The sequence below is a fragment of the Stenotrophomonas sp. WHRI 8082 genome, from assembly GCF_040223995.2.
In the GTDB taxonomy this organism is placed as follows: domain Bacteria; phylum Pseudomonadota; class Gammaproteobacteria; order Xanthomonadales; family Xanthomonadaceae; genus Stenotrophomonas.
The window spans coordinates 2,218,249-2,233,302 of record NZ_CP167826.1; the positions used below are offsets into that span (position 1 = coordinate 2,218,249).

Below are 15,054 nucleotides of genomic sequence, written 5' to 3' on the forward strand. Positions count from 1 at the left end.
CGGTCGTTTAAACACGCAACAAGACTCACCAGTTGATCTGTGTCGTGTCCCGGGCCGCTCGGCTTGATACCGAGCAATCCGGACCGCGCCGAGCCGCACGGGCTCACCGGGGACCCCGGACACAATGTTGGTGTCGGCGCGAGAACCGCCTCGATACTATGTGACTTAACCGGGCTAGCGATCAGCCCGAGGATCGCCGGCATCGGCGGTCAGAAGTGCTTTCGGTGGCAAGAACAGCCGAGGCCCTCCCTGGATGACAACGGGGGCAAGGGTCCTATCTTCGGCGCAAGGCCGCGGATGTCTCGCAGCGACACGTTGTCGCTGCGGGAACGGTTGACGAGGAATCACCGATGGCCAATCCCTACGAACCAAAGAAGTTCTCCCCCGAGGAAATGGCGGAGCTGCATGCGCTCCCCGACGACGCGCTGGCTACCGTCCAAGAGGCGGCCGCGTTCCTGCGCCTCAAGTACAACACCTTGTCCTGGTACCGCTGCAACAGCGGCGGCCCGAAGTACACGCGCGTCGGCCCGAAGCTGATCCGCTACCGCATGGGCGCCCTGCGCGAGTACGCGAAGGGCCATCCGTTCGATTCGGATAAGCGGCACCACCTTCACTTGCTTCGCTCTGCAGCGATCACGTCTGAGTCGGGCATCCCCTCCGCGTGGCGAAAGGGCGACCCACTCCCCGCGCGCGTCAGCTCGATTCCGCGTACCGATGCGACAGCAGCGACCGCACCAGGAAAGTCACTTGGGTGGCCGAGCGCGCATCCACGCGCAGGACCGGCAGGCGGAAGCCAGCCGCGAACAGGGCGTCACGGACCGCGGTCACCATCAGCTGCGGATGCTCATCGGTGCGGGTGATGCCCACGGCCAAGCTGGCGTCGGGTGCGATGCGGGAGAACTCCTGCAGCAGCTCCAGCGTCGAGCCCACCGGGTCCGGCGATGCCGCGCTGACGAGCACGATCACGCCCAGTGCGCCTTCGCAGACCATCGGCCACATGAAGTCCAGGTAGCGCTGGCCGGGTACGCCGTACAGGTGCAGCAGCTCGCCGTCATCCAGTTCGATGGAGCTGTAATCCAGCGCGACGGTGGTCTCCACCTTGTCTGCCGTGGCGTCCTCGCTGAGCGGCATTTCGGTGCTTACCGGTTCGATATCGGAGATCGCGCGCACGGCAGTGGTCTTGCCGGCCCCCATGCCGCCGACGAACACCAGTTTGTTGGCCGGCAGGTTCATGCGCGGCCACCCTGCAGATCCAGGCCGAAGCGGCGCGCCACCCAGCCCAGGAACCGTGAATCGCGAAGACCGGCGGAGCGCGGTGGTGAGGGCACGGTGTTCTCCTGGTGCGGGACAAGGCCGCTGGCGATCGCGGCGGAGAAAATGGATTGCACGGTATCGTGCGGCAATCGGCACGCGGCGGCCAGCGATGACGAAGTCCAGCGGCGCGCGTGCAGCTGGGCGATCGGCAGCAACCACTCTGCGGGTACGTCGCTGTGTTCCAGATCGGGCCAGTGCTGCAATCGCACCGGGGTGCCTGCGGCGGGCCTGTCGAGCAGGCTCGGTCGATGCCGGGCGATGCTGAAATACAGCGCTTCGAACGAACGTCGTCGCGGCAGCAGATAGCCGTATTGGTGTTGGAAGGTGGCTGCATCCAGCGGGGTCGACGACCACGCCTGGTCATCCAGCAGCGGCACCAGTTCGGCCAACGAAAGTCCCGGCGGCAGCGCAACGCTGCGCGTCGCCGCGTCTACCGCAAAGCGCACCGCACCCCGCTGCAGCAGCAACAGGCCACCTTCGGCAGGCGACTGCAGGGCCTGCAGCAGTGACACGGGCAACGCGGCCAGTGACGCAGCATCGTCCTCGGCCGTTCCGGTCGAGGCGAGCAATACGGCGAGCTGCTGGTTGATATCGCGCACGCTGGCGCCGTGTGGCAGCGCACCTGCCGTGGCGGCTTGTACGCTGCGCGCGATGGTCAGCCGCGCAACGCCCAGCGCCTCGGCCTCGCGGGTGGCCTCGGCAGCAGACGCATCACCGCCCACCACCAGCAGGTCGGCGTCCTGGCCGTTCCACGGATGCAGGGTGACGTCCATGCGTTCGGCAAGCAGCAGCGAACACGCCAGCTTCAAGCGCGTGGCATGCAACAGGTCGAGGCCGGCCACGGCGACCTTGAAATGGCGGATGGGTGCGTTCATGCAGAAAGAGGCCGAGATGCCGCCCACCGCGTCCGTGCCGGCACGCGGCACCGGACAGGGCAGGCGTGCGGGCTCAACTGAAATCCAGGGTCTTTTCGAACGACTTCAGCTCATGGCGCGCCATCGCCAGGTTCGAGCGGCTGCGATCCAGCACGACGTACAGGAACAGCATCGGATTGCTCTCCAGCGGCCGGATCAGGTGGTACTGGCTGCTCAGGCTGATCAGGATGTCTTCGAGGGTGTCGGACAGGCCGAGCGACTGTGCCACGCGACGCTTGGCGCGCACGACTTCGGTGTTGCCCGCAGCAGCCAGTTCGAGGTTGACGTCGCCGCCACCGATCATTCCCAGCGCCATGCCGCTGTCACTGTCGACAAGGGCGGCACCGACGAAGCCGGCGATCGAATTGAGGTTTTCCAGATTGAGCTTTGACACAGTCATCCTTTTTTGGGTCGTGCAGAGTGGCAGGGCAGACCGTGTGGCCTGCCTTCGGAAAAGCAAAGAGGGGAAGCGGGGTCAGCCTGCGCGTGTGCGCAGGGCGGTCTCGAGGCGGGCAGCGCATTCGCGCGCATGGAACAGCAGCACGGCGAGGTTGACCTCCGCGGAGGCAACGGCGGTGAGTGTCATCGGCTTGTCGGCGTTTACCCGGATCAGCACCACGTTGCCCTGCCGGGTGCACACCGTGGCGTACTCAGCCTCGCTCAGCGAGAGCTCGCGCGACACGGTTTCGCCCAGCGTGAGGAACGAGTTGGTCATCGCCGCCAAGCGGCGACCGTCGACGCCCAGCGCTGAATCTTCGGCCACCGCACGCCCATCGGCCGTGGACAGCATCAGCAGCGTCAGTCCGGCCTCGCGCTCACGTGCCTGGCGGAAGATGTCGGTGATGCGGGTCGTATCGTAAAGCTGGCGCACGGGCTGGCTTTCGCCGGTCGCACCGCGGACGATCTGGTTGATGGCACTGCGTTGCACTGGTTTCCCCCTGGAACCGTTCGCGGACCGCCGAGTGGCGACGCATTTTCCAACCGTTGGAAGGCTGAAAGTGTGAACCGTAGCACAGTATATCGGACCACTTTTGCAACGCAGGATTAACCGTGCCGCGTGTCAAGTCTTTGACAGGGCAGCCTTTTAACGTGAAAGGCAGTGGCCTTCCGCTCCTGCGGCCGTAATGGCTGCTGCACTGCCGCGAGAGGACGCCGGTCGTGCTGGATAGACTGGCTTCTTTGTTCCGTACAGAGGTTGCAATGACCCATCTTCCCGTCTCGCTGATCGGCGTCCCCACCGACATCGGCGCTGGCCATCGTGGTGCCCGCCTGGGGCCAGAAGCCTTGCGCATCGCCGGGCTGCCCGAGGCGCTTGCGGCACGTGGTGTCGAGGTACGTGACCTGGGCAACCTGGACGGTCCGCGCAATCCCTGGACGCCCCCGGTGTCCGGCTATCGCCATCTGGACGAAGTCGTAGAATGGAACCGGCTGCTGATGGAGGCCACGCTGGCCGAGCTGCGCGATGGGCGGATGCCGATCATGCTGGGCGGCGACCATTGCCTGGGCGTGGGCTCGGTCACGGCCGTGGCGCGCTGGTGCCGCGAACAGGGCAAGGACCTGCGCCTGCTATGGCTGGACGCACATTCGGATTTCAACACCAGCGACGTCACTCCGTCGGGCAACGTGCACGGCATGCCGGTTGCCTGCCTGTGCGGCCTGGGCCCGGACGCACTGACCCGGCTCGGCGGTGATGCGCCGGCGCTGCTGCCTTCGCAGGTCCGGCAGATCGGCATCCGCTCGGTGGACCCGGAAGAAAAGCGTCTGATCAAGCAACACCGGGTGGATGTCTATGACATGCGCTACATCGACGAAGCGGGCATGAAGCGCACGATGGAGGCCGCACTGGCAGGCATCGATGAGAACACCCACCTGCATGTCAGCTTCGACGTCGACTTCCTCGACCCCAGCATCGCGCCCGGCGTCGGCACCACCGTGCCGGGCGGGGTGAATTACCGCGAGGCACAGTTGGTGATGGAGATGATCGCCGACAGCGGGCGCATGGGTTCGCTGGACATCGTGGAGTTGAACCCGCTGCTGGACAACCGCAACAGCACGGCCGAACTGGCCGTGGATCTGGTGGAAAGCCTGTTCGGCAAGTCCACCCTGATGCGCGACTGAGGGGGGCGCCAGCCTGCCGCGGGGGTCGCCGATGAACAGGCGACCCCCGCGTTCACACTCGCTCCACGCCGATAACGCCAGATTGCTCCTCACGCGGCACGCCCGGTCGTTCCGGACGCCGCGACTTGAACCAGGAGAAGACGATGAAGCGAATCATTTCCGTACTGTTGTTTGCGCTGTGCACCGCAGGTTCGCTGACCGCCTGCAATACCGTTGCCGGTGCCGGCAAGGACATGCAGAGCGCTGGCGATGCTGTCCATGACACCGCGCAGGACTGCAAAAACGGCAAGTGCTGAGCGACGGCTTCTTACCCCTCTTTACCGCATGAGCGGTGATGTAATTCAATCAACCAGGAGAAACCCATGAAGCGTGCTATTGCCCTGATGCTGTTGTCCATGTTCTCGGTCGCCATGCTGGCCGGCTGCAACACCGTTGCCGGCGCCGGCAAGGATGTGCAGGGTGCAGGCGAGAAGGTGGAAGACGCCGCCCGCAAGAACTGATCGCACTCGCGCATCAAACGGAAAGGCCCGGGATTCCCGGGCCTTTCTGCGTTCTGGGCGCTGCGCTGCAGGGCGATGTCTGCGGTTCAAGTACGTGAGCACCCGTTTCATCCGCGCTTGACCGTTCCTCAACGTGCTGTGTTGCAAGCTGCAGATGCGGTAACACCACCGTTCCATTCTGCAACGAGGCCATACCATGAACGAAGACATCATCAAGGGTAAGTGGAAGCAGCTGAAGGGCAAGACGCAGGCCAAGTGGGGCGAGCTGACCAATGACGAGCTCGACGTTGCCGAAGGCGACTCGACCTACCTCGCCGGCAAGGTCCAGGAACGCTACGGCGTGACCAAGGACGAGGCCGAGAAGCAGGTCAGCGAGTATCGCGATTCGCTGCACAAGGATTACCCGGACTTCAAGTAATGGCCTGAGCCGTTACTGATCCGAAAACAACGGGCCCTTGCGGCCCGTTGTTGTTTTTCGTGCGTCAACGACGCGGTGGGTCGGCCACGAAGCGCTGTGGAAACGCCTGTGGGATACGGTCGCCGTCCGAAGCTCGATCCTCCAGTACGATGCCGCGTGCACGCAGGTTGCGCGCGCTGTCATAGCGCAGTTGACTGATCTGCACGGGCTGCGCCGTGGCCCGCTCGAATGACGTGTCGCGCACCGACGAAAATTCGCGATCGCCGTGGGCGGTACCGAGACGTTGCGCCGGGGCCGGTGCGGACGACATTTCAGCCATGGAGCGCGTGCTGCTGTCTGCAGCGGCCTCCGCCCGCGACGCGGGCTTGGCGATCCGCCCGCGCGGCGTGGGCGGGCCAGGCAGCCAGCGCACGGCGCGCTTCTCGCCGAACACGGCGATGCCGACTACGCCCAGGTCCTCGCCGCGCCCGGTCCGCTGCGCGTAGCTGTCGCGGGGACTGCTGAAGACGAACTGGGCCACTTCGTCATTCGACTTGCGCCAGCCGGTGATGTCCGTCGATTGCCAGGGCGCCAGCACATAGCCGGTCTGGTCAGGGGTCGCCGACTCGCCACTGACCGCGTTGATGCCATCGACCGACAGCACGACGAGCACCCGTTCCGGGCTGGCGTTATGCAGCCGCACGGCATAGCGGTGGCCACGCTCGCCCGCCACCCAGTACTGGCCGTCATGACGGTAGCGGGGCAGGGCGTCATCACGGTCGCGGTCCACCAGGGTCAGCTCGACCGGACCTCGCTCGACGCGCGACCGCTCGGGTGCCACCGGCGTGAAGCCGGCCAGCAGGGCAATGCTCAACAGGGGCAGCAACAGGCGTTTCATCGTGGTTCTCCGTGGCAGGTTGACAGGGAGAACGCCCCACCAGGGGCGGCGGGGTTGCGCCGTTCGAGGGTAAACTGGGGCCGTTCACCGCAGGTTTCCCGTCGAGCAGTCAATGACCACCCGAGTCCTTACCGGTATTACCCCCTCCGGCACCCCGCACCTTGGCAACTATGTGGGCGCGATCCGCCCGGCCATCGCCGCCAGCCGCGCGCAGGGCATCGAAAGCTTTTTCTTCCTGGCCGATCTGCACAGCCTGATCAAGGCGCAGGAACCGGAGCGCACCCAGCGCTCCACGCTGGAAATCGCCGCCAGTTGGCTGGCCTGCGGGCTGGACCCGGAACAGGTTTGGTTCTACCGGCAGAGTGACATCCCGGAAACCAACGAGCTGATGTGGTTCCTCACCGTCGTTGCCAGCAAGGGCATTCTCAATCGTGCCCATGCCTACAAGGCCGCGATGGACAAGAACGAGGCCGACGGACTGGACCAGGACGCCGGTATCAGCGCCGGGCTGTTCATGTATCCGGTGCTGATGGCAGCGGACATCCTCATCTTCAAGGCGAACCGGGTACCGGTCGGCCGCGACCAGATCCAGCACATCGAGATGGCGCGCGATTTTGGCCAGCGCTTCAACCATGTCTACGGCAAGGAATACTTCCCGCTGCCCGAGGTGGTGATCGACGAACAGGTCGCCACGCTGGCCGGCCTGGACGGCCGCAAGATGAGCAAGAGCTACAACAACACCATCCCGCTGTTCGCCCCGCGCGAAGAGTTGAAAAGGCTGGTGTTCTCCATCCTCACCGACTCGCGCGCGCCTGGCGAAGCGAAGGACACCGAGGGCTCGCCGCTGTTCCAGATGTTCCAGGCATTCGCTACGCCGGAACAGACGGCGGCCTTCGCCGCCGCCTTCGCAGCAGGCATCAGCTGGGGTGATGCGAAGCAGCAGTTGTTCGAGCGCGTCGACGCCGAGCTGTCGCCCCTGCGCGAGCGCTACGATGCCCTGATGGCTGAGCCGGAGAAGATCGAAGCGCTGCTGCGCCGTCGTGGCCAGCAGTTGCGCGAGCAGTACGCGGTGCCGCTGCTGAAAGAGCTGCGCCACGCCGTTGGCCTGCGTGACCTGGCCGACGTACCGCAGGCGCCGGCCGCGGCGTCAGTGCGCGTCGCGCTGCCTGTGTTCAAGCAGTACCGTGAAAAGGATGGTCGCTTCTATTTCAAGCTCAGCGACGGTGAAGGCGCGTTGCTGATCCAGAGCACGGGTTTCGACTCGCCGCGTGATGCGGGCCAGCTGATTGCCGTGCTGAAGCAGGCCGAGCAGGGTGATGCCCTGCAGAGCGAGTTGTTCAAGCTGGAAGCGGAAGTAGACCAGGTCCTGGCCGCGCTGTTGGCGCTGCGCGAGGCGGCCTGAGGTCAGACGGGTCAGGGTCGACGCGTCGACCTGGCCCCATCGCCACACCACGTTCGAGGACACCCGCATGGCCTGGCTGTCGTTGCTGCTGTTCCTGCCTTGGTTCGTGGTACTGGGCACGCTGTTCTGGTGCTATCCCCGCGGAGCCCGTTCGGCGCGCCGTCGCATGATCGATGTGTCGACGCTCGTGCTTTCTCTCGTGCTCAGCGTCCTCGCCATGCACTGGGGATACCGCATCGGCAGCGCGCAGCCGGATGCGGGACCGATCTGGCCGCAGGTACTGGCCGTGTTGTATGCCTACGGTGCGTTCCTGGCGGTGATGAGTGCCGCACTGCTGCTGCGCAGGCGACGCGCGCCAACGGTGTAGGGCGCCGGCGCCTGCCCGTCCGACCAAAGCCGCATCGAACCCGAGCGGCCTGCACGTCTACCATGGGGGCCTGTCCTTGACCCTGCCAGGTGCGCGCCGATGTCCGCCGATCCCAGCATCCATACCATCGATACCGGATTCCAGCGCGCCGCGTTCGATGCGGCCTACCTGATCGTAGAGAACGGCCGCGCTGCCTTCGTCGATTGTGGAACGTCGCTGGCCGTACCGGCGATGCTGCAGGCGCTGGCCGATGCCGGGCTGACACCCGATGCGGTGGACTGGCTGCTGTTGACTCACGTCCACCTGGACCACGCCGGCGGTGCCGGCCTGCTGATGCAGCAGTTGCCGAGCGTACGCGCCGTGCTGCATCCGCGTGGCGCGCCGCACATGATCGATCCCGCGCGGTTGATCGCCGGCGCTACCGCCGTGTACGGCCAGGAAGAGATCGCACGCAGCTACGGCCGCATCGACGCGATTCCTGCCGAGCGGGTAGTGATTGCCGGCGACGGTCACCGCATCGACGTGGGCGGGCGCGCGCTGCTGCTGGTGCACACGCCGGGGCATGCCCTGCATCACTACTGCGTGTGGGATGAACGCAGTCGCAGCTGGTTCACCGGCGATACGTTCGGACTGTCTTACCGCGAACTGGACAGCGCACAGGGTGCTTTCATCATCCCGACCTCATCGCCCGTGCAGTTCGATCCTGATGCGATGAAGTCGTCCATCCAGCGCCTGCTGGCGTGCCAGCCCATTGCCATGTATCTCACCCACTACGGCCGCGTGGAGGGGGTCGCGGCGCGCGGCGATGATCTGCTGGAGCAGATCGATGCGATGGTGGCCATCGGTCGCCAGTGCGATGGGCGTCCCGACCGCCACCGGCACCTGCTGGCGGCGCTGCGCGCGCTGTACCTCGAACGTGCGTTGGCACACGGGTGTTCGCTGGACCAGGAGGCCGTGGCGCGGGTGCTGGCGATGGATATCGAGCTCAACGCACAGGGCCTCGCGTGCTGGCTGGACCGCGACCGCCGCTGATCATTCCGCGTCATCGCGCTGTCACGTACACTCGGGGGCATCCCTGTTTTCCTGTCCCGGTGATCCGTGAATCCGATGCGCGTGCTGTTGTTGTCGTCCTGCCTGTTCGTCGGTGGCCTTGCCCATGCGGCGAATGATCTTCCTGGCGGCGGCATCGATCCGCAGGCGCTCTCCCGCCATGTGCGCGTGCTCGCATCGGACGAGTTCGAAGGACGTGCGCCTGCCACCGAGGGTGAGGAGCGCACCGTGCAGTACCTGATCGAACAGTTCCGCAGCTACGGCCTGCAGCCCGGCGGCGTTGATGGCACCTGGGTACAGCCGGTGCCGCTGGTGCGCGCGCAGCTGGCGGGTCCGGCGGTCGCGACGCTGTCGTTGAAGGGCGGCACGCGTCGCCTGGTGAACGGTGAGGATGTGACCCTGCAGAGCCTGCAGCCGCGCGACAGCGTGCAGCTGAAGGACGCGCCGCTGGTGTTCGTCGGCTACGGCATCGATGCGCCGGAGCGCAACTGGGACGACTACAAGGGCACGGATCTGCGCGGCAAGATCGCGGTGATGCTGATCAACGATGCCGATTTCGAGACCGATGCCCCGGGCGCGTTCGATGGCAAGGCCGTTACTTACTACGGTCGCTGGACTTACAAGTTCGAAGAAGCGGCCCGCCGCGGTGCGGCCGGCGTCCTGATCGTGCACGAGACCGCACCGGCGGCCTATGGCTGGGCCACGGTGAAGAGCTCGGGCACCTCGCCGCTGTTCGACATCCAGCGCAGCAACGACGACGCGATGGCGCAGCACACGCCGTTGCGCGGCTGGATGCAACGCTCGCTGGCCGAGGCGATCTTCGCCGATGCCGGCCTCGATTTCGATGCGGAGAAGCGCAAGGCGCAGAAGGCGGATTTCAAGCCGGTGGTGCTGGACAATGCCACGCTGAGTGCGGCCTTCAAGCTCAAGCGCGAAGCGGTGGTCACCCGCAACGTGGTGGCCAAGCTGCCCGGTGGAGAGCACGGCGATGAAGCGGTGATCTTCTCCGCCCATTGGGATGCCTTCGGCATCGGCCAGCCGGATGCCAAGGGTGACCGGGTACGCCACGGTGCCATCGACAACGCCACCGGCGTGGCGACCGTGCTCGAACTCGGCCGCGTGTTCGCAGCGGGCCCGCAGCCGCAGCGCACCCTGTACTTCGTTGCGCTGACCGCCGAAGAAAAGGGCCTGCTGGGCGCGAGTTACTACGCCACGCATCCGCTGGCGCCACTGGAGAAGACTGCGGCGGTGCTGAACATCGAGATGTTCAGTCCGGACGGGGCAACGCGTGATATCGCCTCATGGGGCAAGGGGCGTGTGTCGCTGGAAGGCGACCTGGAGCGGGTGGCGAAGGCGCGCGGCCGCACCTACAGCCCCGATCCGAATCTGGAAGCGGGTTTCTTCTACCGTGCCGACCACTTCGCGTTCGCCCGTCTGGGCGTGCCGGCGATCACCGTAGGCCCGGGCCTGGACAAGCGGGAAGGCGGTGTCGAAGCGGGCCGCGCGCTGCGTGAGAAGTACTTCGCCGACTGCTACCACCAGGCCTGTGATGCCTGGACCCCCACGTGGGATCCGGCCGGCCATGCCGCTGACACGCTGCTGGTTTACGACCTGGGCGCGGAACTCGCCAACAGCCGTACGTGGCCGACGTGGGAAGAAGGATCGGAGTTCCGCAAGGCACGCGACGCCAGCGACGCCGCGCGCCGCTGAAGCGGGCGATTATCCAGGAGGTAGCGGGGTCGGCACGCGTTCGCCATGCGAAACGGCACTGACCCCGGTTGGTGCGCGGTGCCGGTTTCTGTCCAACGTCCTGTCGGCCACACGTGCACGTCAGGGCGTTGGTGACTTGCTCGCGGGCAGCAGCAGGTTCAGTGCGATCGCCACCACCGCGCACAGCGCGATGCCCTTCAGGCCGAAGTCGTCCGGGCCCGTGCCGGTGCCGACCAGCACGCCGCCAATGCCGAACACCAGCGTCACCGATACGATCACCAGGTTGCGGGCTTCGCCCAGATCGATCCGGTGGCGGATCAGGGTGTTCATGCCCACCGCCGCGATGGAGCCGAACAGCAGGCACAGGATGCCGCCCATCACCGGCACGGGAATGCTCTGCAGCAGCGCGCCGAACTTGCCGATGAAGGCCAGGCTGACGGCGAAGATCGCCGCCCACGTCATGATCTTCGGGTTGTAGTTCCTGGTCAGCATCACCGCGCCGGTCACTTCAGCGTAGGTGGTGTTGGGTGGGCCTCCGAACAGGCCGGCCGCGGTGGTCGCCACGCCATCACCGAACAACGTGCGGTGCAGGCCCGGCTTCTTCAGGTAATCACGCCCGGTCACGCTGCCCACCGCGATCACCCCGCCGATGTGTTCGATGGCCGGCGCCAGCGCGACGGGCACGATGAACAGGATGGCCTGCCAGTTGAAGGCGGGCGCGGTGAAGTGGGGCAGGGCGAACCACGGTGCGGCGGCGATACGCGCGGTGTCGACCACGCCGAACGCGAACGACAGCCCGAACCCCACCAGTACGCCGAACATGATCGGCAGCAGGCGGAACATGCCGCGCCCGAACACCGCCACCACCAGCGTGGTCAGCAAGGCAGGCATCGAGATCAGCATGGCGGTCTGGTAGGGGATGAGCACCGTGCCGTCGGCATCCTTGCCCATCGCCATGTTCGCTGCGATCGGTGCCATCGCCAGACCGATCGAGATGATCACCGGGCCGATCACGACGGGGGGCAGCACGCGATCGATGAACCCGGTGCCTTTGATCTTCACGGCGAAGCCAAGGAACGTGTACACGAAGCCGGCCGCCATCACCCCGCCCATGGTTTCGGCCAACCCGAACTGCTGCTTGGCAAGAATGATCGGGGTGATGAAGGCGAAGCTGGAGGCCAGGAATACCGGCACCTGCCGGCCGGTCACCAGTTGGAACAACAAGGTGCCCAGTCCGGCGGTGAACAGCGCGACGTTGGGGTCCAGGCCAGTGATCAGCGGCATCAGCACCAGCGCACCGAAGGCCACGAACAGCATCTGCGCACCGGACAGCACCTGGCGCCACAGCGGGTCGTTGAATTCATCCTGCATCGTCAGGCCTTCCTCGGTGTGGCGCCGGCAAACGGTTCGCGGGCAGTGCCGGAGCGCCATGATAGACGGCTGCGGCCATCAGTCGAAAACAGCATGCCGCGTTACTGACTGCTCGCGGGGCCGGCAAAGGCCTAGAATCCCCCTTCCCCCGCATCGTGGTGGCCCATGGCCGTCGTCCCTGAATCTCCCGCCGCCCCGCGCGGTGGTGCCGTCGCCCTGGCCTTGCTGCTGGTCTATGTGGTGTGGGGCTCGACGTACCTGGGCATTGCCAAGGCGCTGCAGGCCGGCGTGCTGCCGCTGACGTCGGTGTCCGGGGCGCGCTTCATCGTGGCGGGCAGCCTGATGTATGCGGCGCTGCGGCTGTTCTGGAAGGTGCCCCGGCCGACGCTGCCCCAGTGGCGCAACCTGGCCATCATGGGCTTCACCATGCTGCTGCTGGGCAACGGCATGGTGGTGCTGGCCGAGCGGGATGTGTCGTCCGGCCTGGCGGCCACCGCGGTGGCATCGGTGCCCCTGTGGATGGCGTTGTTCTCCGCCGTTCGCGGCCAGCATGCCACGCGCGGGGAGTGGCTGGGCATCGCCATCGGGTTCCTCGGCGTGGTCTGGCTCAATGCGGGCAGCAGCCTGGCCGCCTCGCCGACCGGCCTGGTCCTGCTGCTGGTGGCACCGGTGGGTTGGGCCTTCGGTTCGGTCTGGGTGCGCGGGCAGAACCTGCCCACGCCGTTCATGACCGCGGCCGGGCAGATGATCTGCGGTGGCGTGCTGTTGTTCATCACCGGGCTGGCCGTCGGCGAGCGGCCAACCAGCCTGCCCCCCCGCGAGGGCCTGTTGGCCGTCGCCTACCTGTGCGTGTTCGGTTCCATCATCGCCTTCACCGCCTACGTGTGGCTGCTGCACAACGTGCGCCCGGCGCTGGCCGGCAGCTATGCCTACGTCAATCCGGTGATCGCGGTGCTGTTGGGCGTGCTGCTCAACGGCGAGCATTTCGGCTGGCGCGACCTGGTGGCGATGGCGGTGATCCTGGTCGGCGTGGTGGTGCTGATGCTGGCGAGGGCGCGCAAGTGAGCGTGGCACTGGTCAGTGAGCAGGAGCAGCGACGCGGCTTTGCGGTTACCGCGTTCACCTTCGTGTTGTGGGGGCTGGTGCCGGTGTACTGGCATCTGCTGCGCGAGGTGCCCTCGTTCCAGATCATCGCCCATCGCATCATCTGGAGCACGGTGCTGGTGGTGGCGTGGCTGCTGCTCAGCAGCCGGCTGCAGTGGTTCAGGGCCATCGCCGCACAACCGCGGGCGCTGGCGACGCTGGCCATCAGCAGCATCGCCATCGCCTTCAACTGGGGGCTGTACATCTGGGCGATCAACGCCGGCCATGTGATCGATACCAGCCTCGGCTACTTCATCAATCCCTTGGTGAGCGTAGTGCTGGGCGTGGTGGTGCTGAAGGAGCGCCTGCGCCGGCTGCAGTGGCTGGCCGTGGCCTGCGCCGCGGTGGGCGTCGCGTGGCTGACCTGGCAGGCCGGCGCACCGCCGTGGATCGCCTTGGGTCTGGCCGGCTCGTTCGGCCTGTACGGCCTGCTGCGCAAATTGATCTCGGTGGATCCGGTGGCCGGATTGGCGGTGGAAAGCCTGTACCTGTTCCTCCCCGCGCTGGGCTTCGCGCTGTGGAGCGAAAGCGGTCATGGCGGCGGTTTCTTCGGCGGCTGGGGCTGGCGCAACGACCTGCTGCTGATCTTCGGTGGCGTGGTCACTGCCGCCCCACTGATCGGTTTCGCTTACGGCGTGAAGCGCATCGCGCTCTCGACGGTGGGCGTGCTGCAGTTCATCGCGCCCAGCCTGGGCCTGGTGCTGGGCGTGTTCTTCTTCAACGAACCGTTCGACAGCGCCCGTGCCGTCGGCTTCGCCGCCATCTGGGCTGGGCTGGCCCTGTTCGTCTTCGACGGCCTGCGCCGAACCCGCCGCTGAAAAAAGGGGACGGAGGGGATTAAGTCGTTTTTGGCTCTTCGGGTGCCAAAAACGACTTAATCCCCTCCGTCCCCGTTTCTTTGTGATCTGCAGCATTTATGGAAGTCCTGCAGCGGATATCCACTTTCAATGACGGCTCTTGCCCAGCGGGCTGCACGGAGAGTCACCATGCGACGCGTTGCATTGTTGTTCCTGCTTTTCGCCCCCTCGGCCTGGGCAGATGATCCGATCGCCTACACCTGCTACTACTGCACCCCGGCAGAGATGGAGCATGTCGCCCTCCAGCAGGGGCTGGGTGAGCATTACGTCTATGATGCGGCCCGCGTGGACATCACCGGATTCACGGTAACGGCGCAGGGCAACCAACTGCGTGCAGTGTCCTTCACACCAGCGGCGTGGATCAGGACCCAGTTCGAAGCCATGTTGGCGGCCTATGACACCGACCGTGACGAGACCATCCATGTGTTCTCGAACACCTATCTCCATGCACCCGGCAGCTCCCATGGGCGGAGCATGACCGTCCTTTAGGGACATCACCTGGGTGGGCTTAATCCGGATCGCGAAACCGGGCGCGAGATCGTACGGCGGCATCTGTCTGATCAGCCTGGACTGGCCTACCTCTCCGCCGATGTGCAAGAGGGGCGCGTGCTGCGCTTCTGGTTCGAGCGTGGTGATGCAAAACCCTTGCTCGCCCGTCTGAACTTCACCAGTAGACCCGGCTACCTGAGGCCACTCGGCACTGCGACCTTCTACTTCGACCGTGGCACGCGCCGATGGGAGTACCTGGCGTCGGAGGGCAGGCTCGATCAGATACCCGACAGTACAGATGATGTCGTCGGGCCATCTGGATTCAAGTCATACAGCTTTAACCGCTACTCATCCAATCCAGAAGAGTTGCCGGCCTTTCTGGAGTGGCTGGACTGGGCGGGGATTCCGGTTACCGGCGAAGTCACACCCGGTAGCTCGGTCACCTTCACCTGCAGAAAGTCCGACGGGCACATCGCCTGCGAACGCAGATGAAAAAAGGGGACGGGGGGGCAAGTCGTTTCCCG

Annotated in this window: 18 protein-coding genes; 12 read left to right on the forward strand and 6 right to left on the reverse strand. The window is 65.7% G+C overall.

Annotated features, from left to right (window positions below):
- Positions 1-693: 693 nt before the first annotated feature.
- The 4 genes from ABRP17_RS09680 to ABRP17_RS09695 form a co-directional block, all read right to left on the reverse strand.
- Complete coding sequence (locus ABRP17_RS09680; protein WP_188325775.1) at positions 694-1,233, reverse strand: ATP/GTP-binding protein; 540 nt, start codon at positions 1,231-1,233, stop codon at positions 694-696.
- Complete coding sequence (locus tag ABRP17_RS09685) at positions 1,230-2,189, reverse strand: hypothetical protein (RefSeq protein WP_188325776.1); 960 nt, start codon at positions 2,187-2,189, stop codon at positions 1,230-1,232. Before ABRP17_RS09685 ends, ABRP17_RS09680 begins: the two co-directional genes overlap by 4 nt.
- Positions 2,190-2,262: 73 nt before the next feature.
- Positions 2,263-2,622 carry a roadblock/LC7 domain-containing protein gene (locus ABRP17_RS09690; RefSeq protein WP_188327162.1) on the reverse strand — a complete coding sequence of 120 codons (360 nt, stop codon included), beginning with the start codon at positions 2,620-2,622 and terminating at the stop codon, positions 2,263-2,265.
- 81 nt (positions 2,623-2,703) lie between these two features.
- The gene (locus tag ABRP17_RS09695; RefSeq protein ID WP_349985836.1) at positions 2,704-3,156 is read right to left on the reverse strand and encodes a roadblock/LC7 domain-containing protein; all 453 of its coding nucleotides are present in this window, start codon (positions 3,154-3,156) and stop codon (positions 2,704-2,706) included.
- Between the two features lie 272 nt (positions 3,157-3,428).
- Between ABRP17_RS09695 and rocF the strand changes: the two genes are divergently transcribed.
- From rocF to ABRP17_RS09715, 4 genes are all read left to right on the forward strand, one after another.
- Complete coding sequence (gene rocF / locus ABRP17_RS09700; RefSeq protein WP_349985837.1) at positions 3,429-4,346, forward strand: arginase; 918 nt, start codon at positions 3,429-3,431, stop codon at positions 4,344-4,346.
- 143 nt (positions 4,347-4,489) lie between these two features.
- Positions 4,490-4,642: an entericidin A/B family lipoprotein gene (locus ABRP17_RS09705; protein ID WP_188325779.1), complete on the forward strand. Its 153-nt coding sequence runs from the start codon at positions 4,490-4,492 to the stop codon at positions 4,640-4,642.
- Between the two features lie 66 nt (positions 4,643-4,708).
- Entirely contained in the window at positions 4,709-4,846 is a 138-nt protein-coding gene (locus tag ABRP17_RS09710) for an entericidin A/B family lipoprotein (RefSeq protein WP_188325780.1), read from the forward strand.
- A 196-nt stretch (positions 4,847-5,042) separates the two neighbouring features.
- Positions 5,043-5,264, forward strand: coding sequence for a CsbD family protein (locus ABRP17_RS09715; RefSeq protein ID WP_188325781.1), 222 nt, complete (start codon positions 5,043-5,045; stop codon positions 5,262-5,264).
- Positions 5,265-5,328: 64 nt separating this feature from the next.
- Here the strand turns inward: ABRP17_RS09715 and ABRP17_RS09720 are convergent, their stop codons facing one another.
- Positions 5,329-6,141 carry a hypothetical protein gene (locus ABRP17_RS09720; protein ID WP_349985839.1) on the reverse strand — a complete coding sequence of 271 codons (813 nt, stop codon included), beginning with the start codon at positions 6,139-6,141 and terminating at the stop codon, positions 5,329-5,331.
- Between the two features lie 112 nt (positions 6,142-6,253).
- On the opposite strand from ABRP17_RS09720, the gene ABRP17_RS09725 reads away from it, so the two are divergent.
- The 4 genes from ABRP17_RS09725 (at position 6,254) to ABRP17_RS09740 (ending at position 10,670) form a co-directional block, all read left to right on the forward strand.
- A complete protein-coding gene (locus ABRP17_RS09725) occupies positions 6,254-7,543 on the forward strand; it encodes a tryptophan--tRNA ligase (protein ID WP_349985841.1) in 1,290 nt (429 codons plus the stop codon).
- A gap of 67 nt (positions 7,544-7,610) precedes the next feature.
- Positions 7,611-7,910 carry a hypothetical protein gene (locus ABRP17_RS09730; protein ID WP_188325784.1) on the forward strand — a complete coding sequence of 100 codons (300 nt, stop codon included), beginning with the start codon at positions 7,611-7,613 and terminating at the stop codon, positions 7,908-7,910.
- Positions 7,911-8,009: 99 nt separating this feature from the next.
- Complete coding sequence (locus ABRP17_RS09735) at positions 8,010-8,942, forward strand: MBL fold metallo-hydrolase (protein ID WP_349985843.1); 933 nt, start codon at positions 8,010-8,012, stop codon at positions 8,940-8,942.
- 75 nt (positions 8,943-9,017) lie between these two features.
- Positions 9,018-10,670, forward strand: coding sequence for a M28 family metallopeptidase (locus tag ABRP17_RS09740; protein ID WP_349985854.1), 1,653 nt, complete (start codon positions 9,018-9,020; stop codon positions 10,668-10,670).
- A 120-nt stretch (positions 10,671-10,790) separates the two neighbouring features.
- On the opposite strand, the gene ABRP17_RS09745 is transcribed toward ABRP17_RS09740, so the two are convergent.
- Positions 10,791-12,041, reverse strand: coding sequence for a uracil-xanthine permease family protein (locus ABRP17_RS09745; protein ID WP_192082107.1), 1,251 nt, complete (start codon positions 12,039-12,041; stop codon positions 10,791-10,793).
- Between the two features lie 165 nt (positions 12,042-12,206).
- Between ABRP17_RS09745 and yedA the strand changes: the two genes are divergently transcribed.
- The 4 genes from yedA (at position 12,207) to ABRP17_RS09765 (ending at position 15,022) form a co-directional block, all read left to right on the forward strand.
- Complete coding sequence (yedA, locus tag ABRP17_RS09750) at positions 12,207-13,106, forward strand: drug/metabolite exporter YedA (protein WP_349985845.1); 900 nt, start codon at positions 12,207-12,209, stop codon at positions 13,104-13,106.
- Between the two features lie 2 nt (positions 13,107-13,108).
- Complete coding sequence (gene rarD / locus ABRP17_RS09755; protein ID WP_372486746.1) at positions 13,109-14,002, forward strand: EamA family transporter RarD; 894 nt, start codon at positions 13,109-13,111, stop codon at positions 14,000-14,002.
- 168 nt (positions 14,003-14,170) lie between these two features.
- Entirely contained in the window at positions 14,171-14,530 is a 360-nt protein-coding gene (locus tag ABRP17_RS09760) for a hypothetical protein (protein WP_349985846.1), read from the forward strand.
- A 117-nt stretch (positions 14,531-14,647) separates the two neighbouring features.
- Entirely contained in the window at positions 14,648-15,022 is a 375-nt protein-coding gene (locus ABRP17_RS09765) for a hypothetical protein (RefSeq protein WP_349985847.1), read from the forward strand.
- Positions 15,023-15,054: the final 32 nt, after the last annotated feature.